We start from the raw sequence: 19,037 nt of genomic DNA on the forward strand, positions 1-19,037 counted from the left end.
CGGCTCCCGGTCGGCATTTTTCACGCGCATCCGGACTCGGCGGGCTGGCATCGCGATCGGCACGATAGCGCTCAGGCTGCATGGGATCGGGGAAGGACGCGTCTGCGCGGCCGCTTGATCTGGATCAAGAATGCCGTGCGGCGGAGGCCGCTACGTCCATTGGGGTATCCGCACTCCCGGAAGGACAGCGTCGTCTTGACCACACCTCGCAAGCTTCTCTCCGCGGAGCAGATTGTCCAGCTCGTGATCCGTCTCGGATTGCTCGCGCTCCTGATCGCATGGACGTTCCTGATCATCCGCCCCTTCGTGCCGATCCTGACCTGGAGCGCGGTGCTTGCGGTGGCGTTCTATCCCGCCTTCAGCTGGCTCGCCAAACGCCTCGGCGGCCGGCCCCGAACGGCCGCGACCATCCTCACGCTGACGACGCTTGGCATCGTCATCGGTCCGGCGGCATGGCTCGGGTTGAGCGCAGTCGAAGGCATCAAGGACCTCGCGAGCCAGATCGGCACCGGCGATCTCATGCTCCAGGCGGCACCGGAATGGCTCAAGGACTGGCCCCTGATCGGCCCCCAGCTGTTCGATCTCTGGACACTGGCCTATACCAACGTTCGTGCCGTTCTGCGCGAGGTGGCGCCGTATCTGAAACCGCTGGCGGGGGTGATGCTGTCGTTCGCCGGCAGCGCCGGCGTCGGCGCGCTGCAGTTCCTGCTGTCGGTGCTCGTCGCCGGCTTCCTGTTTCCGTACGGGCCGCAGCTCGTTGAGGCGGTCCGCGGTTTCCTGTTCCGTATCGTGCCGGAGCAGAGCGAGCATTTTCTCGCGCTGGCGGGCGCGACGATCCGGGCCGTGTCGCAAGGCGTCATCGGCGTTGCGATCATCCAGGCGCTGCTGGCCGGCATCGGCCTCAAGCTTGCGGGCATCCCGAGCGCCGGCTTGCTCGCCATCCTCGTTCTGCTGCTGTCGATCGTGCAGATCGGTGCCGCGATCATCCTCGTGCCCGTGGTGATCTGGATCTGGATGGACAAGGACGTCACGACGGCGGTGCCTCTGACGATCTTCCTCGTCGTCGTCGGTCTGCTCGATAATATTCTCAAACCATTGGTCATGGGTCGCGGCCTGAGCACGCCGACGCTCGTCATCCTGATCGGGGTCATCGGCGGCACATTGGCGCACGGCATCATCGGCCTCTTCATCGGCCCGATCATTCTGGCGGTCGCCTGGGAGCTCGCGGCGGCCTGGATCCAGATCGACCGTTCCGCAGCGCTGCGGGCACAGGACAAGTCCGAGATTTCCACTGCCGTCCGAAGATGAGTTCATGATCGCATGCGCAACCCTGGCGCTGTTGTTGAACGGTTTCCGTCGCACCGAGGTTGGCTCGAAAGGCGAGAAGGTCGCCCCTGATGCTGCTTCAAGTCCTTGTCAGCGCGCTTGTCAGCGCGATCAATATCGGGATCCACGCGCTGGCGACCGTCGGTGCCGTATCGATCGCGCGAGCGGCCGGCTCGAGGCGCAGCGGTGGTCCGCGATTGCATTTGATGGGGGTGATGGTCGCAACGGCCGCAGCGCTGAGCGTCGCGCACACCCTGGAGGTCCTGGTCTGGGTCTGCACGTATTGGTTCGTCCAGGCGGCGCCGCCGGGGAGCGATCTGCTGTATTTCGTCTTCGTGAACTACACCACGCTCGGCTATGGCGACATCACGCCGGTGCCCGAATGGCGGCTGATCGGCCCGTTGACGGCCATGAACGGCATCCTGCTGTTCGGCTGGTCGGCGGCCATCCTGTTCGAGGTCCTGCGCAAGACGATCGAGAATCGTGAAGCGACCGAACGGCTCCCGGGCAGGAACAATGGTTGAATTCACGTCGTCGAGGCTGGTCGGCCGATTTCCTGTTTGGCTTCGGCGCGCTGTTTGCGATCATCAACCCTTACGGGCTAGCCATTATTTTCCTGGACAAGGACAATCAGCCTGCTGCTCAGGACTGAAGATCGAGGTTCGCGAGCTGGTCTCGGTCCAGGAGCACGATCTGGCGCTGGGTGTTGCCGATGAAGCCGAGGATGCCGAGTTCGTCCAGCCGCGAGAGGGCGCGAGAGACGGTTTCCAGCGTCAGGCCGAGATAGTCGGCGATATCGCGCCGCGACATCGGCAGCGCGATGACACCCGTAGCGGTCAGCCTCTTGTCCATTTCCAGCAGGAACGCCGCGACCCGCTCCAGCGAGGTCTTGCGGCCGAGCAGAAGCATGTGATCTTCCGCATGCTGGAGATTGGTCGTGGTCATGCTGAGCAGGTTTCTGGCAACCATGGCATCGCTCTCGGCCACGATCTCGAGGCTTTGCCGCCTCACGAGGCGAACCGTGGTCTCGACGATCGCCTCGGCCGTGAAACGATGCTCGTTTCCGTTCTCCAGCCCGAAAATGTCGCCGGTCAGGTGAAACGCGCCGATCTGCCTGCGGCCGTCCGACAACAGCTTGTAGCTCCGCACCGCGCCAGACTTGACCTGGTAGACATATTCGGCGGGTTCTTTCTCGCCGTAGATCTCGGTGCCTTTCTTGTACGAAAACTCGATTAAACTGACGAGCGCATTTGAATCGCTGGTCATGCCGAGGTCGCGAAGGGAGTTGGGACGCAGCGCGGAATCGGTTGTGATGCGAACGAACATGGGCCAGCTCCTCAGCTTGCCGTCGAATTGGTCTTTGGAGACAAAAATCTCTCGCAGCGGAAATTCGCCGCGCAATCGCTTTCCCGCCGAAGTTGATTTACGACTAACGAGGTATTCCAATCCATTGTCCCAAGGGTCAATGTCCCAAGGGACAGCGGGGGGCGTTCGCTGCGCGGACTGAGAAAGACCTCGATGGAAGCCCAAAAGTATCTTGTTGCGAAGCATATGTTTCGGTTTTTGCACCGTTGGCAACCACGCGGCCTCGGTTAAAAGATTGCTTTACTGAATTTTACGCGAGGTAAATGGTGCCCGGCCTTGTCCACGTGGTCGATGACGACGCATCGTTCAGGACGGCGATCGAGCGCCGGCTGAAGCTTGCCGGTTATGACGTCAAAACCTACGCATCCGCGCAGGACCTCCTGGACGCGGCGCCAGACGACGAGCAGCCGGGATGCATCCTGCTCGACGTGCGGATACCGGGCTTGAGCGGCCCTGAACTGCAAAACCGCCTGGTCGCGTCGGGCTCGACGTTGCCGATCATATTCCTGACGGGTCACGCCGACACGCCGACGACCGTGCAGGCCATCAAGGCGGGAGCGGAAGACTTCCTGACCAAACCGGTTTCGTCGGAACTGTTGCTCGACGCGATCGCGCGCGCACTGGCGAGGCAAGATGCCGCGCGCAGCCATCGTGGCAAGCTCGAAGCCTTTCGCGTGCATCTTGCGACACTGACGCAGCGCGAACGCCAGGTGTTCGATCTCATCGTCCGCGGCAGGATCAACAAGCAAATCGCCTACGAGCTCGGGACCACCGAGCGGACAGTGAAAGCGCATCGCCATCAGGTGATGGAGAAGATGCAGGTTCATTCGCTTGCCGAGCTCGTTTCGATCGCGGAGCGGCTAGGAATGCTGGATCCGAACGGCAGCTAGCTGTTTCGTTGCTGCGAATGCAGTTCCTGCGGTGTCACTGCCCCAAAGGACAATATGAAGCGCGTTGAGGTGGTGCTGCCATGCGATTGCGCCACGCGTACTGGTTGCAGCCGCCCCATCACCATCTGCCTGGTCCGAAAGGGTGCTTTCTTGCCGATGCGCGAAGCAGTCTTCATTGTCGACGACGATCCCTCCATGCGAGTCAGCATGAACAGGTTGCTGCGCGCGCACGGATTCGCCGTCACGCTGTTCGAGTCCGCGGCGGACTTGCTTGATCACGGCGAGTTCGACAAGGCGATCTGCATCGTCCTCGACATCAATCTCGACGGCAAGTCCGGCGTCGAGCTGCGTCGCAAGCTGGCGGAGGAGGGCGTCACGGCGCCAGTGATCTACATTACCGGCGATGACAGCCCGGTGAACCGTAGTGCCGCGGTTGCGTCGGGTTGCGTCGCCTATCTGACAAAGCCGTTCACGGCGGAATCATTGATCGATTCGGTCACGCGTGCGGCTGCGGCGTAGCGCGGAAACGCCGATCATTCGTCGACATATTGCTCCAGCATCTTCGTCGGTGCGCCCTTGCGGACCGCAGCGAACTGCGCCAGCGGCACCGATGTCGTCAGCGCCAGCAGGTTCGAATCGACGACCTCGAGCGCCAGCGTCTTCCCGGACTCCATCTCCTTGATGATGCCGGCAGGCGCGACGTCAGCGGCGATGCAGGCGTTGGTCAGACACCAGCTATAGGGCACACTGAAGGTGCTGCCCCGGTCGACCGACAGCTTGGCCGGTTGCTGCAGGTACATGCCGACCGGCACGAAGAGCTGCAGCCGGGCCGTCGGCGTGCCCTCGCGTTCGATCAAATCGATGCGGACGGCCATCTGGCCGGTCGGAAACGCCCCGGTGATGGTCGTGCGGCACAGCATCGGCGCGCCGCCAGCCTTGAAGCAGAGCTTCTGCCAATCACCGTAGCTGATGTCCTTGGCTTCGCGCTGACCGCGCGTGGTCACCTCGGCGGGTTTGTCGGCCCGTGCGGCTTTCGGCGCGGCGAGGGCAGGATAGGTCGTGGTCCAGAAGAAGGCGGCAACCAGCACGGGACAGAGGTGGTTACGGATTGCGAACATGGTTGCGCCTCCAGGGCGGGCTCTATTTCTGTGCCTCGAGAAATTTCGCCACCAGCGGTGACCAGAGCGGGATCGCATCGGGCGAGCCGATGAAGAAGTGTCCCTCGTTGCCGAACGGCGGCATCAGATGATATTCGGCGCGGCCGCCGGCGGCCGTGAAGGCTTGATGCATGCGCTTCGACAGATCAGGCCCGAAGAACGTGTCGTTCTCGATGTAGATCCACAGCATCGGCACGCGCGAGGTGCGGCCGAAATCCGCGGTGGCTTCGACCAGCCTGTCGGGCGCGCAATTGTTGTTGGGCTTGCCGCCGACCCGGCCACCGCGCCCGGCAGCGAAGGTGATGATGGCCTTCACCTGCGGTGGATTGACGCTCGACAGCGCGATGGAAGCCCAGCCGCCGGCGGACTGCCCGACCACGATCACATCCTTGGGAATGATGCGCTTCTCGGCGGCCATGTAGTCGATGATCCACAGATCGACCTGCGCGACCGCGAGGCCGGCATCGTGGAAGTTCGGATTGGTGCACTTGCCGACCTTCGAGAAGAACGGCCCGTAGAGCGCACGCTCGGGAATGTCGACGGCGGCCGCGCCATACCCGCTGCCGACCGGCGCCACCACGAGGTAGCCGCGTTTGGCGAACCATTTTGCGGCGTCGCGGAATTCCACCAGCGGAAAGAAGCTCCGGTCAGTGGGGTTGAGCGAGACGCCGTGGTTCATGATCACGAGCGGGAAGGGGCCGTCGCCGACCGGGCGCACCAGATAGGCGAACATCGGCAGTGGCAGCGGCAGGACCCATATCTCCTCCTGGATGCGGATTTCGCCCTCGGCGCGGGCCGGTGCCGTGAACGTGCCGAGGAGGAGCAGGATGGTTGCGAGGAGGAGGCGCATTGGGGCGGATTTGATTGGGCGCGGCCGATGATTGCTTGATCCAGATCAAGCCTGTCGCTGGCGCCCGCTCGCATTCCGGTCCATGCCGCGAGGCGGCCATCGAGATCCAGAGCAGGGGGAAGAAACGTCATGAGAAAGTTCACCATCGGCGCCGTCCTGGTCGCCTCGCTCGCAGCCATTGCCGGTTTCAGCACGCCCTCGCGTGCCGAGACCGGCGAGGTCGCGGTCGTCTTCACCAAGGGCGGGTTCATCGTCGGCGTCGGCGGTGGGGAGGGCGTGCTGCTTCTGAGAGGCAAGAAGTATCCCTTCACCGTATCAGGCATGAGTGTCGGTCTTACGGTCGGAGCCTCGACGACAAAGTTCGTCGGCCGGGCTCTCAATCTGAAGGGGCCGGCGTCCATCGAAGGATCCTACGCCGTAGGCGGAGCCGGCGGCGCTGTTGCAGCGGGGGCAGGTGCCGTGCAGTTGCAGAACGCCAATGGCGTGATCCTTCAGCTCAGCGGTCCCCGGGTCGGCGCCGAAGTATCGGCCGCAGTCGGCGGCGTGACGATCCGGCTGAAATAATCCGGGAGCAGGACCGGGAGCAGACGGGCTGCGTCATCGCAGCCCGTTTCGCATCTCAATATCGTTCCTCGACGAACTTCAGTCCGCGCAGGCTGTCCCGGTCGTTGTAGCGTCCCTTGTGCGACCGCGGCGGCAGCTTGACCTTCTCCCGCTTGACCTTCTTGTAGGGGATGGTTCTCAGGATGTGCGAGATGACATTGAGACGCGCGCGCCGCTTGTCGTCGGAGCGGATCAGTCGCCACGGCGCATGTTTGGTGTCGGTCGCCTCGAACATCATGTCGCGCGCGCGCGAATAATCGTACCAGCGCCCGAACGACTCGGTGTCCATCGGGCTCAGCTTCCACTGCCGCAGCGGATCCTCGATGCGCGCCATGAAGCGGCGTTCCTGCTCCTCCATCCCGACCTCGAGCCAGAGCTTGATCAGGATGATGCCGGCATCGACGGCGAATTTCTCGACCTGTGGACACAATTCCAGGAAACGCTTGTGCTCGGCCGGTGAGCAGAAGCCCATGACATATTCGACGCCGGCGCGGTTGTACCAGCTGCGGTCGAAGATCACGATTTCGCCGCCGGCCGGGTATTGCTCGATATAGCGCTGCAGGAACAGCTGGGACTTCTGCCGGTCGGAAGGCGCGGGCAGGGCGCAGACACGGAATACGCGCGGGCTCACTTTTTCGGTCAAGGCCTTGATGGTGCCGCCCTTGCCCGCGGCGTCGCGCCCCTCGAAAATGATGATCACCTTCAATTTCTGGGCTTTGACCCAGTCCTGGAGATGGCACAGCTCGACCTGGAGCTTTTCCAGCTCCTTTTCATAGTCCTTCCGTTTCATCCGCCCGGCAGAGTCGTCCTTGGCCATGCCCGTCCTTCCGCTGCTGCGTCCCGCTAGTCGTCGCCCCATGAAATGGTCACGCCGATGTCGCCGGGCACACCGCCCGGGAAATCGATGATCTGATAGGCGATGCGATAGCCGCGCGGCTTCAGATAGTCGGTCCAGAGCTGGAAGATCTCCTTGGGAATGCCGGTCAGCGTGTTCTCCCAGCCCTTTTCCATCTGGTTGATGGCGCGCCCCTTGTCGGTGCAGAGCGTGTTGGGGAAACGGTAGACAAGGACCTCGGTGAGCCCGTTTCGCACCGCACGCTGGATGATCGTCGAGGCGAGCTTGATCTTCTCCTCCTCGGTCTTGCCGGAAGGCTTGCTCAGCCGCTCGATCAGGGCACGCTTCTCGGCCTCGGCAGCCGCGGCGAGGCGGACATACTCTTCCGCCTTCTCGGCCTCCTTGAGCGCGGCCTCTTTGCGGATCTGCGTGGCACTGGGAATGAGTTCGTCGAGGCCAGGCATGGCTGCGGCTCCCTTTGATTGTGCAATCAGTTTTGGGGAACGCTAGGTCCGGCGGCGGGCGTTCCCTTGATTCAAATCAAGCAAATCGGGAGGCAACCTGAACACAGTGCCGAAAGTGCACGTTCGCCGACCGGGAGAGACGTTTGAGCGACCAGCTTCATCCGATGGCTCCGCACCATCTGCCGTTCTATCTCGCGCCGGGAAGCGGCACTGATACGCTGATGGTGGTGATGGGCGTGTTCCTGATCGGCACCGTGCTCTGGGTCGGCACGCTCTATTGGAAGCTGCACAGCCTGCCGGAACGGATGGCGCACAAGTCGCAGAAGCTTCAATTCGAGTTCGTCGCCGTGCTCGGCCTGATCTCGCTGTTCACCCACATGCACATTTTCTGGATCGCGGGCCTGCTGCTTGCGATGATCGATCTGCCCGACTTCGGCACGCCATTGCGCAGCATAGCCGGATCCGTCGAGAAGATTGCCGACGCGACGCCGTCGGCCGATGGCGGCGACGTCCGGGCCGAGGCTGCGGCGGTGCCAACTCCGGCAGACAAGCCGGAACCCGCCAAGGAGAAGGAGCACAGCCATGTTTGAGCTGATGTTCTGTTCACTGCTGACGATCCTGCCCGACTACCTCTACCGCCGTTACGTCCAGGGCAAGCGCTTCGGCAAGGAAATCACCTTCTTCTCCATTTGGTACGAACTGCGCTGGGGCATCACCGCCTGCCTGATGCTGACGGTGTCGCTGATCACGATGATCTTCTACTTCCACCCGTCGACGTCGTCGGCGACGCTGTATTTCCGCACGGTGCCCATCCTTCCCGAAGGCTCGGGCCGCGTTGCCGAGGTCAAGGTCGGCTTCAGCGCGCCGGTCAAGAAGGGCGACGTGCTGTTCACGCTCGACAGCTCGAAGCAGCAGGCGGCATTCGAGACCACCAAGCGAAAAGTTGCGGAGGTCGATGCCGCCATGCAGGCGGCGGAGGCCGATGTGCTCAGGGCCGAGGCGCAGATCGCGGAAGCAAAGGCCAATTACCAGCAGGCCAAGGACGAGCTCGAGGTCAAGAGCGAGCTCCAGCGCCGCAACCCCGGCATCGTTCCACAGCGTGACATCGAGAAGCTCCAGGTCCTGGTTGATCAGCGCCAGGCCGGTGTCGATGCGGCGACGGCAGCGAAGCAATCCGCATCCCTGCAGATCTCCACCCTGCTGCCGGCTCAAAAGGCCAGCGCGGCGGCGGCGCTCGACCAGGCCCAGGTCGATCTCGACAAGACGGTCGTCCGTGCCGGCGTTGACGGGCGGGTCGAGCAGTTCACGGTTCGCTCCGGCGACGTCGTCAACCAGCTGATGCGCCCGGCCGGCATCCTGATTCCGGAAGAGGCCGGCCGAAAGTTTCTCCAGGCCGGCTTCGGCCAGATCGAGGCGCAGGTGATGCAGACCGGCATGGTGGCGGAGGCGACCTGCATTTCCAAGCCGTGGGTGATCATCCCGATGGTGATCACGACCGTGCAGGACTACATCGCAGCCGGGCAATTCCGGTCCGGCGAGCAATTGCTGGAAGCGCAGAATGCCGTTCGTCCCGGCACGATCCTCGTATTCCTGGAGCCGCTCTACAAGGGAGGGCTCGAAGGCGTGACCCCGGGCTCGAGCTGCGTCGTCAATGCCTACACCAGCAACCATGAGGAAATCTCCGCCAAGGATACTCCGACCAGCCGGAAGATCGCACTTCACGTCGTGGACGGCGTCGGCCTCGTGCACGCGATGTTGCTGCGTATCCAGGCTCTGTTGCTGCCGATCCAGACACTCGTGCTGAGCGGCCATTGAAGAGCGAGAGAAGGACGGATCACATGGGTTCACGGAAATTGATCACGCTTGGTGCGACGTTGATCTCGCTGATCGTTGCGGCCGCCAGCGCCAAGGCTCTCGACCTCAACGGCGCCTGGGCCGGCGATGCCGACAATTGCAGCAAGGTGTTCGCGCGCAAGGGCGGGCAGTTCGGCTTCAGCGACATGTCGGACGTCTATGGCGGCGGCTTCATCGTCGACGGAGATCAGATCGTCGGAAAATTCGCACGCTGCCGGATCAAGGCGAGGAAGGACAACGGTCCGAACGTCAACCTGGTTGCGGCCTGCGCGACCGACATGATGCTCTCCAGCATTCAGTTCAGCCTGAAGGAGGTGGATGCAAACAGCATCATCCGGCTGTTCCCGGGCATGGAGGACATGGAGATCCGCTATTTCCGCTGCCCGGCTTCTTAGCGACAGATTGTGCCTTTGCCGCGGGATTGTCCTGGAATGGCACGACCCGCCACGGCGTCCTCGCGCAGGCGCAGGCGCGGACGCGTCACCAGGCGCTGCCGGGTCGTAGTCTCGCGGGCTGTCCGTGCGCGACAATTGCCGCTAGAATTGTTCGGAAAGCAGCCGCCGGAAGCTGCGGGGATTGGAGCTGAGCGGACGCATGTTCTCTGACTCGGTCAGGTCGTGGTCGGCTACGCTGTTCTGCCTGGGCTTGTTCGTCGCCACGTGCATGTCGCCTGACCGGGCAGGTGCCGTCGAGCGAAGCCTGCGCGGCGAGCTCAAACGTGTGCTGGTGCTGCATTCCTTCGGCCGCGAGTTTCGGCCGTGGAGCGAATATGCACGCGACATCAAGGCCGAGCTCGAGCGGCAATCGCCCTGGCCGCTCGACATCCAGGAGCATGCGCTGCTCACGGCGCGCTTCAACAATCCCGGTCCCGAGGCGCCGTTCGTCGAATATCTGCAATCGCTTTACCAGGGGGCGTTGCCCGATATCGTGTTGACCATTGGCGCGCCCGCCGCCCGGTTTGCGCAGAGATACCGCGCAAGACTGTTTCCTAATACGCCGTTGATTCTTGCCGCGGTCGAGTACCGGCTGATCGACCGCGCCGATCTCACCGACAATGACGTCGTCGTGGCGATCCGCAACGATTTCCCGGCTGCGTTCGCCAACATCCTCCAGCTGCTGCCGGACACCAGGGCGGTCGCGATCGTGATCGGTGCCTCGCCGCTCGAGAAGTTCTGGATAGAGGAGGTGAAACGCGACCTGAAGCCCCTGGCCGAGCGGTTGGAGCTGATCTGGTATTCGGACCTGTCATTCGAGGAGATCCTGAAACGGGCATCAACGCTCCCCCCGCACACGGTGCTGTTCTGGGGTCTGATGTCGGTCGACGCAGCCGGGATCGTCCACGAAAGCGACATCGCCCTGCGCAGCCTGCACGCGGTTGCGAATGCGCCGATCTTTTCCTACCAGGACCCGTTCTTCGGCGGCAGCACCGTCGGCGGCCCCATGCATTCGGTTGCGGAAACGAGTTCGAGGACCGTCAGCGTCGCTCTCCGCGTTCTCGGAGGCGCAAAACCTGCCAGCATCACCTATGAGCCGCTCGGATTCGCGGCGCCGAGATATGATTGGCGGGAATTGCAGCGCTGGGGCATCAGCGAGAGTCGCCTGCCTCCCGGCAGCGAAATCCTGTTTCGCGAACCGAACATCTGGGAGCGCTATCGCTGGCAGATGCTGATGATCTCGGCCGTGTTCCTGGTCCAGGCCGGGCTCATCAGCGGGCTGCTGCATGAGCGCCGCCGCCGCCGGCTCGCCGAAGTGGAATCGCGCCAGCGGCTGGCGGAACTTGCCCACGTGACCCGGTACTCGGCCGTTGGCGAGCTGACGACCTCGATCGCGCATGAATTGAACCAGCCGCTCGGATCCATCCTGACCAACGCCGAGACGGCGGAGCTGATGCTCAGGGCCGCTCCGCCCGACATCGACGAGATCCGGCAGATCCTCGCCGACATCCGACGGGACGACCAGCGGGCGAGCGAGGTGATCCGCAGGCTGCGCAGCGTCCTCAAGAAGACTCCGTTCGAGGTCAGGGATATCGAGCTGAACGACACGGTGCGGGAGGCGATCGGGCTGGTGAGCGCCGTCGCCGATGGACGGCGCATCGCGCTGACCTACATGCCTGCGGTCGCGGATCTGCACGTCAAGGGCGATCCCGTGCAGCTTCAGCAGGTCGTGCTCAACCTGATCATCAATGCGATGGATGCAGTTTCGGACGCCGAGATGAAAAAGCGCGACATCACCGTGTCGACCATGCGCGCCGGCAGCCAGGCCGAGATCAGGATTTCCGATACCGGTCCAGGCATTGCCTCCGCGGATCTCGCAAACGTCTTCAATCCGTTCTTCACGACCAAGCCGCAGGGCATGGGAATGGGACTTGCGATCGTGAAGACCATCGTCGAGGCCCATCACGGCACGATCACCGCTGAGAACCAGCCATGGGGCGGTGCCCTGTTCACGATCAGGCTGCCACTCATTCGCTGACAGCGTCTCGTCCGTTCTCGCGCCGCAACAAGACTCGAAGCAGCCTTTCGTTGATCTCGATCAACAAACGCCCGTGCCGCGGCCCCGATCTTCGCGGTCGGCAAGTCCGATGGAGGGTGGAATGTCTCGCTGCAGCATAACCCTGATGGCGGTTGCGCTGATGCTGGCGATGCCGGTTGCGGCAATTGCGCAGACAGCCGACAAACCGGCGACCCCGAGCACGCAGGCGCAGCCGGCAAGTCCGGCGGCGCCGGCTGCCGAGCTGTTGAAGCCGGAACAGCTCGAAGCATTGGTTGCACCGATCGCGCTCTATCCCGACGAGTTGCTCGCCAACGTGCTGGCTGCTTCGACCTATCCACTCGAAGTGGTGCAGGCCGACCGCTGGCTGAAGGAGCGCAAGACGCTGAAGGGGGATGCGCTGAAGACCGAGGTCGACAAGCAGGCCTGGGACGACAGCGTCAAGGCGCTCGCGAGCACGGCCGAAGTTCTTTCCATGATGAGCGACAAGCTCGACTGGACCCAGAAGCTGGGCGATGCCTTTCTCGCCCAGCAGCCCGACGTGATGGATGCGATCCAGCGGCTGCGCAACAAGGCCTATGACAACAAGAAGCTGGTGACCACCAAGCAGCAGAAGGTCAGCGTCCAGTCGCAGGAAGGCAAGCAGGTCGTCGTCATCCAGCAGGCCGATCCTGCGACGATGTATGTGCCGTATTACGATCCGGCGACGGTCTACGGCACCTGGCCCTACGCGGAATATCCGCCGTATTATTGGGGCTATCCCTCCTATATCGGGGCCGGCGTGGTCGCGGCGGGCCTCGCCTTCGGCACGGCCTGGGCGATCGGACGCTGGGGCAATTACTGGGGCGGCGGCTGCAACTGGGGCAACCGCAATGTCTATGTCAACCATCGCACCACCAACATCGGCAACGGCTGGCAGCACAATCCGGCGCATCGCCAGGGCGTGCGCTACAACAACACCAATGTTCAGCAGCGCTTCGGCAACAACAATCTGAAGGCCGGTGTATCGGACCGGATGGATTTTCGCGGCCGTGACGGCAATCAGGTGCTGCGTCCCAATCAGGGTGCGGGCGACCGCGCCGGCGACCGCGCCGGCGATCGTGCAGGCGATCGTGCAGGCGACCGTGGCGGGCCCGGTGATCGCGCCGGCAATCGCGGCGATCGTCCTGGTGCTGGGGACCGTCCCAGCGCAGGGACGCGCGACCGGCCGGGCGGCGGCGATCGAGCCGGTGCCGGGGACCGGGCCAAGGGCGGGGGGGACCGCGCCAAGGCTGCAAACCGAGCCGGCGCAGGCAACCGTGGTGGTGGCGGCAATCGTGGCGACGCGATGAACGTCTCCTCCGGCCGGGCGGCGGCCGCAGCATCGGCGCGCGGCCGCGCCAGCATGGCGAGCATGCCGCGCGGTGGCGGCGGCGGACCGAGCTTTGCCGGTCGCGGCGGCGGTGGCGGAATGGCGATGCGTGGCGGTGGAGGCGGCGGCTTCCGTGGCGGAGGCGGAGGAGGTGGTTTCCGTGGTGGCGGCGGCGGTGGCCGGCGCTCCGATATCGCACTGAAGCACGACATCGCCCTGCTCGGCCATCTCGGCAACGGCCTCGGCTATTACCGCTTCAGCTATATCGGCAGCGACAAGGCCTATGTCGGCGTGATGGCGCAGGAGGTCGAAGGCGTGATGCCTGATGCGGTGACCCGCGGCAGCGACGGCTATCTGCGCGTCCACTACGAAAAGCTTGGTCTGAAGTTCCGCACCTACAGCGATTGGCTCGCCGGCGGCGCGAAGATTCCTGCGGAGGTCGCACCATGATCGGTCTGAAGTCGCTTCATCGCGCGGTTCTGCCGGGCATCATGGTGCTTGCGCTTCTGGGATCGGTGTCACAGGCGCAGGAATCCTACAAGACGCCGGAGGACGCGGCCGCCGCACTCGCAGCTGCGGCCAAGAGCGGCCCGCGCGACCTCCTGAAGGTGCTGGGCAGGGCGGCGGACGACATCGTCTCGTCCGGCGACGAGGTCGCCGACGCCGACATCCGTGCGCGGTTCGTCTCGATGTATGAGGCCAAACACGCGATCAAAGCCGAAGGCAACAAGAAGGCCACGCTGCTGCTCGGCCCGGACGACTTCCCGTTCCCGATTCCGCTGGTCAACAACAAGAACGGCTGGGAGTTCGATACCGACGAAGGACGCATCGAGGTGCTTCGCCGCCGCATCGGCCGCAACGAGCTCGACGCGATCCAGACCGCGCTCGCCTATGTCGACGCGCAGAACGAATATGCCGAGAAGGATCGCGGCGAGGGCGCCGGCGTCTACGCGCAGCGCTTCCTCTCCACGGCCGGCAAGAAGGACGGCCTGTTCTGGCGCGACGATGCGGATCCGAGTCCGCTCGGCGCGCTGGTCGCGGAGGCTGCGGCCGAACGCTACAAGCAGGGCGCGGGCGACGGGCCGGCGCCCTATCGCGGCTATTACTTCCGCATCCTGAAAGGCCAGGGGGCGGACGCGCCCGGCGGCGCGCTCAACTACGTCGTCAAAGGCAAGATGATCGGCGGCTTCGCGCTGATCGCGTGGCCCGCTGAGTACGGCAATTCCGGCGTGATGACCTTTCTGGTCAACCATGCCGGAACCGTCTACCAGAAGGATCTCGGCACGCGGACCAGCTCCATCGCGCCGCGCACGACGCTGTTCGATCCCGACCAGACGTGGAAGAAGGTCGATGCCGGGAAGCCTTAGACTGGGACGCCTTCTGCGCGCTATCGCAACCGGCCTCGCAGCCCTGGTCCTGCTTGCGATGCCGGCGACGCCATCGTTCGCACAGGCGAGCGGCCATGTGCGCGTCAAGATCGTCAAGGCCGGCCTTCTGGTCGGGGGCGGCGCCGGCAGCGGCGTGTTGAACTATCGCGGCCGGAACTATCCGTTCAACATCGCCGGCCTCAGCTTGGGCATCACGGCTGGCGCGAGCGTCGGCCGGTTCGAGGGACGGGCGTCTGGTATCCGGGACGTCGCCGACTTTGCCGGGACGTACAGTTCCGTTGGCGGCGGCTTCGCCCTCGTTGGCGGCATCAACGGCGTCCAGCTGCGCAACGAAAAGGGCGTGACCCTCGTGCTGCAGGGTCCCAAGGTGGGCCTGGAGCTCGCGGCCAACATCAGCCAGGTCACGATCTCGCTGAAGTGAGACAGTCGTAGGGGCCTCGTCGAGCGGCCGGCGATGATCGAATCCCGTCGTGTGCGATTTGGTAAATCGTGGCCAAAAGAAGAAGTTGCATTCAGTAAGTTACTGAGATTACGTGGCTATTTGACACTGTAGTGTCTCGGCAACAATGTGGTACGAATACATCAGTTGCCGCCCGCCGCGGACCCGTTTTCAGCACCATTGTCGGAATGACCAGCGCAGATACCTCGGCCGCATCCTTTGACACGGCCCCAGCCGAAGAGCCGCGGCGCTGGTCGCCGCGACGCTGGCTGGCGCCCTTCGCCGTGGCGCTGGCACTGCTGTCGGGCCTTTTGACCTTCCTGGTCCTGACCGGACTGACGCGGATCGATCCGACGCCGGAGGTGGTCCGCTCGTTCTACCTGATCAACGCCGGCACGATCCTGCTGTTGGTCGGGATCATCGTCCGCGAGCTCTGGCAGCTGATCCTGGCGCGGCGGCGGGGCAGGGCGGCGGCGCGCCTCCATGTCCAGATCGTCAGCCTGTTCTCAATCGTGGCGGTGCTGCCGGCGGTGCTGGTCTCCGTCGTCGCCAACGTCACCCTCGAGCGCGGTCTCGACCGGCTGTTCTCGGGGCCGACCAAGGAGGTCATCCAGAACTCGCTGAACATCGCGCGCGCCTACATGCAGGACCATGCGCAGCTGATCCGCGGCGACATTCTCGGCATGGCCAACGACATCGCGCATGCGAGGCCGCTCTACGACCAGGACCGGCGTTCGTTCCGCGAGATGCTGACCGCCAGCGCCAGCTCCCGCAATCTGCCGGGCGCTATGATCATCGACAAGAACACCAACATCTTGGAATCCGCCGACACCGGCATGCGGCTGGCCTATTCACCGCCGGCGCCGGACTTCCTCAGCAACGTCAACGAGAACGAGCCCGAGATCGCGGTGCTGCCGGATGCGAGCTTCGTTGCGGCCGTGATCCGCCTGCGCGCCTTCAGCGACACTTTCCTCTATGTCGCGCGGCCGCTCGATCCCAATGTCGTCAATCAGCTGAAGCAGACCGAGGTCAGCGTCGCCGAATATGCCCAGATCGAGTCGCGGAGGCTCGGCATCCAGGTCGCCTTCGCGCTGATGTTCGCGGTGATCGCGCTGACCATCCTGATGGCCTCGGTGCTCATCGGGCTCAACTTCGCCAACTCGCTGGTGGCGCCGATCCGGCGGCTGATGAACGCGGCCCATACGGTCTCGACCGGCGATCTCCACGTGAAAGTGCCGGTGCACCAGTCGGAAGGCGATCTCGCCCAGCTGGGTGAGACCTTCAACAAGATGACGCAGGAATTGCGCAGCCAGCGCGACGAGCTCGTCAACGCCAGCGATCTCATCGACAGCCGCCGCCGCTTCATCGAGGCCGTGCTGTCGTCGGCGAGCGCCGGCATCATCGGCGTCGATGCGTCCAGCAGCGTCGGCATCCTCAACCGCTCCGCCGAGAAGCTGATCGGGCACTCCGAAGCGGAGACGCTCGGCCATCCGCTCTCGGACGTCCTGCCCGAGCTCGACGAGATGATGAAGACAGCGCGGGAGGGGACCCAGCGCCTGGTGCAGGGCCAGATCACGATCACCCGCGACGGCACCGAGCGCAACCTCTCGGTCCGCGTCAGCGCCGAGAAGAACCAGCCGCACGACAGCTACATCATCACGCTCGACGACATCACCGAGCTGGTCTCGGCGCAGCGCACCTCGGCCTGGGGCGACGTGGCGCGCCGCATCGCCCACGAGATCAAGAACCCGCTGACGCCGATCCAGCTCTCCGCCGAGCGCATCCGCCGCAAGTTCGGCAAGACCATCACCGAGGACAAGGACAAGCAGATCTTCGACCAGTGCACCGACACCATCGTGCGCCAGGTCGACGATATCAGGCGCATGGTCGACGAGTTCTCGCGTTTCGCCCGGATGCCCAAGCCCGTGATGGAGGGCGAAGACGTCGCCGACACGGTGCGGCAGGCGGTGTTCCTGATGAAGGTCGCCCATCCCGAAATCGACATCGAGGCCGAGTTCAAGGAAGATCCGCTGCGCGCCCAGTTCGACCGCCGGCTGATCTCGCAGGCGGTCACCAACATCGTCAAGAACGCCACCGAGGCGATCGAGCAGGTCCCGCCGGAGGAGCTCGGCAAGGATGGTGGAAAGGGCCGCATCGACGTGGTCGTGTCGCGCGAGGGCGACGACGTGCTGATCGACGTGATCGACAACGGCATCGGCCTGCCCAAGGTCGCGCGTTCGCGGCTGCTCGAGCCCTACGTGACCACGCGCGCCAAGGGCACCGGCCTTGGCCTTGCGATCGTCGGCCGCGTGCTGGAAGACCATGGCGGGCGCATCGAACTGAAGGACGCCTCCGATTTCCGTGAAGGCCAGCGCGGCGCCTGGATGCGCATGCGCTTCGCAATCTCCGGCCAGGCCAAGAAGTCCGAGGGAGCCGAGCAGGCGGCGGCGGCCAAGGGTGGGGCTGCGGCAACGGCTGCGGATTCCGTCACGACGCAGGAAACAAAAGACCCGGCGGCCGGAACCAAAGAGCCGGCTGAAAAGACCAATGATTCAACGAAAATCGAAGCCTCAACAGGCAGCTGAGAAAACAGGCGCGACCCATGGCTAGTGAAATTCTGATTGTCGATGACGAGGCCGATATTCGGGATCTCGTTGCGGGCATTCTCGAGGACGAAGGGTTCGTCACAAGGACCGCACGCGACAGCGACTCGGCACTCGCCGAGATCGCCAATCGCAGGCCGCACCTGGTGTTCCTCGACATCTGGCTGCAGGGCTCCAAGCTCGACGGCCTGCAGCTGCTGGAGCAGGTCAAGAAGGACAATGCCGACCTGCCTGTCGTGATGATCTCGGGCCACGGCAACATCGAGACCGCGGTCGCCGCGATCAAGCGCGGAGCCTACGACTTCATCGAGAAGCCGTTCAAGGCCGACCGATTGATCCTGGTCGCCAATCGCGCGCTGGAGAACTCGCGGCTCAAGCGCGAGGTCAAGGAGCTGAAGCAGCTCGCGCCGAGCGCCAGCCAGCTGGTCGGCCGCTCGCCCAGCATGAACCAGTTGCGCCAGACCATCGAGCGCGCGGCCAAGGCCAACAGCCGCATCCTGATCGTCGGCCCTGCCGGCGCCGGCAAGGAACTGACCGCGCGCACGCTGCATGCGGCCTCCGGCCGTGCCGACGGTCCCTTCGTCGTGATCAACGCGGCTGCGATCACGCCCGAACGGATGGAGCACGAGCTGTTCGGCATCGAGCAGTCCAACGGCGAGCAGCCGCGCAAGCCCGGCGCGCTCGAAGAGGCGCATGGCGGCACGCTGTTCATCGACGAGATCGCGGACATGCCGCGCGAGACCCAGAACAAGATCCTGCGCGTGCTGGTCGAGCAGTCGTTCCAGCGCGTCGGCGGCACCGCCAAGGTGCAGGTCGACGTGCGCATCATCTCCTCCACCGCGCGCAACCTGGAAGAGGAGATCGCGGCCGGCCATTTCCGCGAGGACCTCTACCACCGGCTCTCGGTGGTGCCGATCCGCGTGCCGGCGCTGTCGGAACGGCGCGAGGACATTCCGGAGCTGATCGACTACTTCATGGAGCAGATCTCAGCCGGCAGCGGCCTGCCCAAGCGCCAGATCGGGCAGGACGCGATGGCGGTGCTGCAATCGCATGTCTGGCCCGGCAATGTGCGCCAGCTCCGCAACAACGTTGAAAGAGTCATGATTCTGGCGGCCGGCGGACCGGAGGTCATCATCACCGCCGACATGCTGCCGCAGGACGTCGGCTCGATGGTGCCGGCGATGCCGACCAGCAACAATGGCGAGCACATCATGGGTCTGCCGCTGCGCGAAGCGCGCGAAGTGTTCGAGCGCGACTATTTGATTGCACAGATCAGCCGTTTTTCAGGAAATATTTCTCGCACGGCCGAGTTCGTTGGCATGGAACGGTCGGCACTGCATCGGAAGCTGAAGGCGCTCGGCGTCGGCTGAAACGCTGCGAGCGAAGTGGATACCGGCCCGCATACAGAAAACGCGTCAAACA

General features: G+C 64.1%; 20 protein-coding genes. 15 read left to right on the forward strand and 5 right to left on the reverse strand.

All coding sequences use genetic code 11. The features are described 5' to 3' along the window. The first annotated feature begins 195 nt into the window (after positions 1-195). The 3 genes from ACVJ19_RS29895 to ACVJ19_RS29905 all read left to right on the forward strand — a co-directional run bounded on the left by ACVJ19_RS29895 (position 196) and on the right by ACVJ19_RS29905 (position 1,978). A complete protein-coding gene (locus ACVJ19_RS29895; protein WP_453952756.1) occupies positions 196-1,308 on the forward strand; it encodes an AI-2E family transporter in 1,113 nt (370 codons plus the stop codon). Between the two features lie 89 nt (positions 1,309-1,397). Next, the gene (locus tag ACVJ19_RS29900; protein WP_453952757.1) at positions 1,398-1,850 is read left to right on the forward strand and encodes a potassium channel family protein; all 453 of its coding nucleotides are present in this window, start codon (positions 1,398-1,400) and stop codon (positions 1,848-1,850) included. Continuing rightward, positions 1,847-1,978 carry a hypothetical protein gene (locus tag ACVJ19_RS29905; protein WP_453952758.1) on the forward strand — a complete coding sequence of 44 codons (132 nt, stop codon included), beginning with the start codon at positions 1,847-1,849 and terminating at the stop codon, positions 1,976-1,978. Before ACVJ19_RS29900 ends, ACVJ19_RS29905 begins: the two co-directional genes overlap by 4 nt. On the opposite strand, the gene ACVJ19_RS29910 is transcribed toward ACVJ19_RS29905, so the two are convergent. Further along, entirely contained in the window at positions 1,969-2,652 is a 684-nt protein-coding gene (locus tag ACVJ19_RS29910; protein ID WP_453955238.1) for a helix-turn-helix domain-containing protein, read from the reverse strand. The genes ACVJ19_RS29905 and ACVJ19_RS29910 overlap by 10 nt on opposite strands. Before the next feature lie 305 nt (positions 2,653-2,957). Here ACVJ19_RS29910 and ACVJ19_RS29915 point away from each other — a divergent pair, with 305 nt between their 5' ends. Both ACVJ19_RS29915 and ACVJ19_RS29920 read left to right on the forward strand, forming a co-directional pair. After that, positions 2,958-3,581, forward strand: a complete 624-nt coding sequence (locus ACVJ19_RS29915) for a response regulator transcription factor (protein ID WP_453955239.1) — start codon at positions 2,958-2,960, stop codon at positions 3,579-3,581. 54 nt (positions 3,582-3,635) lie between these two features. Then, positions 3,636-4,100, forward strand: a complete 465-nt coding sequence (locus ACVJ19_RS29920) for a response regulator (RefSeq protein WP_453952759.1) — start codon at positions 3,636-3,638, stop codon at positions 4,098-4,100. A 14-nt stretch (positions 4,101-4,114) separates the two neighbouring features. On the opposite strand, the gene ACVJ19_RS29925 is transcribed toward ACVJ19_RS29920, so the two are convergent. Further along, positions 4,115-4,699: an invasion associated locus B family protein gene (locus ACVJ19_RS29925; RefSeq protein WP_453952760.1), complete on the reverse strand. Its 585-nt coding sequence runs from the start codon at positions 4,697-4,699 to the stop codon at positions 4,115-4,117. 22 nt (positions 4,700-4,721) lie between these two features. Next, positions 4,722-5,588 (reverse strand): alpha/beta hydrolase family protein, encoded by an 867-nt coding sequence (locus ACVJ19_RS29930; RefSeq protein ID WP_453952761.1) that lies wholly within the window; start codon positions 5,586-5,588, stop codon positions 4,722-4,724. A gap of 129 nt (positions 5,589-5,717) precedes the next feature. Between ACVJ19_RS29930 and ACVJ19_RS29935 the strand changes: the two genes are divergently transcribed. Continuing rightward, positions 5,718-6,152 (forward strand): hypothetical protein, encoded by a 435-nt coding sequence (locus tag ACVJ19_RS29935; protein ID WP_453952762.1) that lies wholly within the window; start codon positions 5,718-5,720, stop codon positions 6,150-6,152. A gap of 55 nt (positions 6,153-6,207) precedes the next feature. Here the strand turns inward: ACVJ19_RS29935 and ppk2 are convergent, their stop codons facing one another. Next, positions 6,208-7,008: a polyphosphate kinase 2 gene (gene ppk2 / locus ACVJ19_RS29940; protein ID WP_453952763.1), complete on the reverse strand. Its 801-nt coding sequence runs from the start codon at positions 7,006-7,008 to the stop codon at positions 6,208-6,210. Between the two features lie 26 nt (positions 7,009-7,034). Beyond that, the gene (locus ACVJ19_RS29945; protein ID WP_453952764.1) at positions 7,035-7,490 is read right to left on the reverse strand and encodes a hypothetical protein; all 456 of its coding nucleotides are present in this window, start codon (positions 7,488-7,490) and stop codon (positions 7,035-7,037) included. 164 nt (positions 7,491-7,654) lie between these two features. Here ACVJ19_RS29945 and ACVJ19_RS29950 point away from each other — a divergent pair, with 164 nt between their 5' ends. The 9 genes from ACVJ19_RS29950 (at position 7,655) to ntrX (ending at position 18,985) form a co-directional block, all read left to right on the forward strand. Continuing rightward, positions 7,655-8,080, forward strand: coding sequence for a hypothetical protein (locus ACVJ19_RS29950; protein WP_453955240.1), 426 nt, complete (start codon positions 7,655-7,657; stop codon positions 8,078-8,080). After that, the gene (locus tag ACVJ19_RS29955; protein ID WP_453952765.1) at positions 8,073-9,305 is read left to right on the forward strand and encodes an HlyD family secretion protein; all 1,233 of its coding nucleotides are present in this window, start codon (positions 8,073-8,075) and stop codon (positions 9,303-9,305) included. Before ACVJ19_RS29950 ends, ACVJ19_RS29955 begins: the two co-directional genes overlap by 8 nt. A gap of 23 nt (positions 9,306-9,328) precedes the next feature. Beyond that, a complete protein-coding gene (locus tag ACVJ19_RS29960) occupies positions 9,329-9,739 on the forward strand; it encodes a hypothetical protein (RefSeq protein ID WP_453952766.1) in 411 nt (136 codons plus the stop codon). A gap of 199 nt (positions 9,740-9,938) precedes the next feature. Further along, positions 9,939-11,816 carry a sensor histidine kinase gene (locus ACVJ19_RS29965; RefSeq protein WP_453952767.1) on the forward strand — a complete coding sequence of 626 codons (1,878 nt, stop codon included), beginning with the start codon at positions 9,939-9,941 and terminating at the stop codon, positions 11,814-11,816. Between the two features lie 121 nt (positions 11,817-11,937). Beyond that, positions 11,938-13,635: a DUF3300 domain-containing protein gene (locus ACVJ19_RS29970; RefSeq protein WP_453952768.1), complete on the forward strand. Its 1,698-nt coding sequence runs from the start codon at positions 11,938-11,940 to the stop codon at positions 13,633-13,635. Further along, positions 13,632-14,552 (forward strand): DUF2950 domain-containing protein, encoded by a 921-nt coding sequence (locus tag ACVJ19_RS29975; protein ID WP_453952769.1) that lies wholly within the window; start codon positions 13,632-13,634, stop codon positions 14,550-14,552. Before ACVJ19_RS29970 ends, ACVJ19_RS29975 begins: the two co-directional genes overlap by 4 nt. Further along, the gene (locus tag ACVJ19_RS29980; RefSeq protein WP_453952770.1) at positions 14,536-14,994 is read left to right on the forward strand and encodes a hypothetical protein; all 459 of its coding nucleotides are present in this window, start codon (positions 14,536-14,538) and stop codon (positions 14,992-14,994) included. Before ACVJ19_RS29975 ends, ACVJ19_RS29980 begins: the two co-directional genes overlap by 17 nt. A gap of 206 nt (positions 14,995-15,200) precedes the next feature. Further along, a complete protein-coding gene (locus ACVJ19_RS29985; protein WP_453952771.1) occupies positions 15,201-17,597 on the forward strand; it encodes an ATP-binding protein in 2,397 nt (798 codons plus the stop codon). A 17-nt stretch (positions 17,598-17,614) separates the two neighbouring features. Continuing rightward, positions 17,615-18,985: a nitrogen assimilation response regulator NtrX gene (gene ntrX, locus ACVJ19_RS29990; RefSeq protein ID WP_211401803.1), complete on the forward strand. Its 1,371-nt coding sequence runs from the start codon at positions 17,615-17,617 to the stop codon at positions 18,983-18,985. Positions 18,986-19,037 lie beyond the last annotated feature (52 nt).

The organism is Bradyrhizobium sp. USDA 376 (assembly GCF_054063675.1).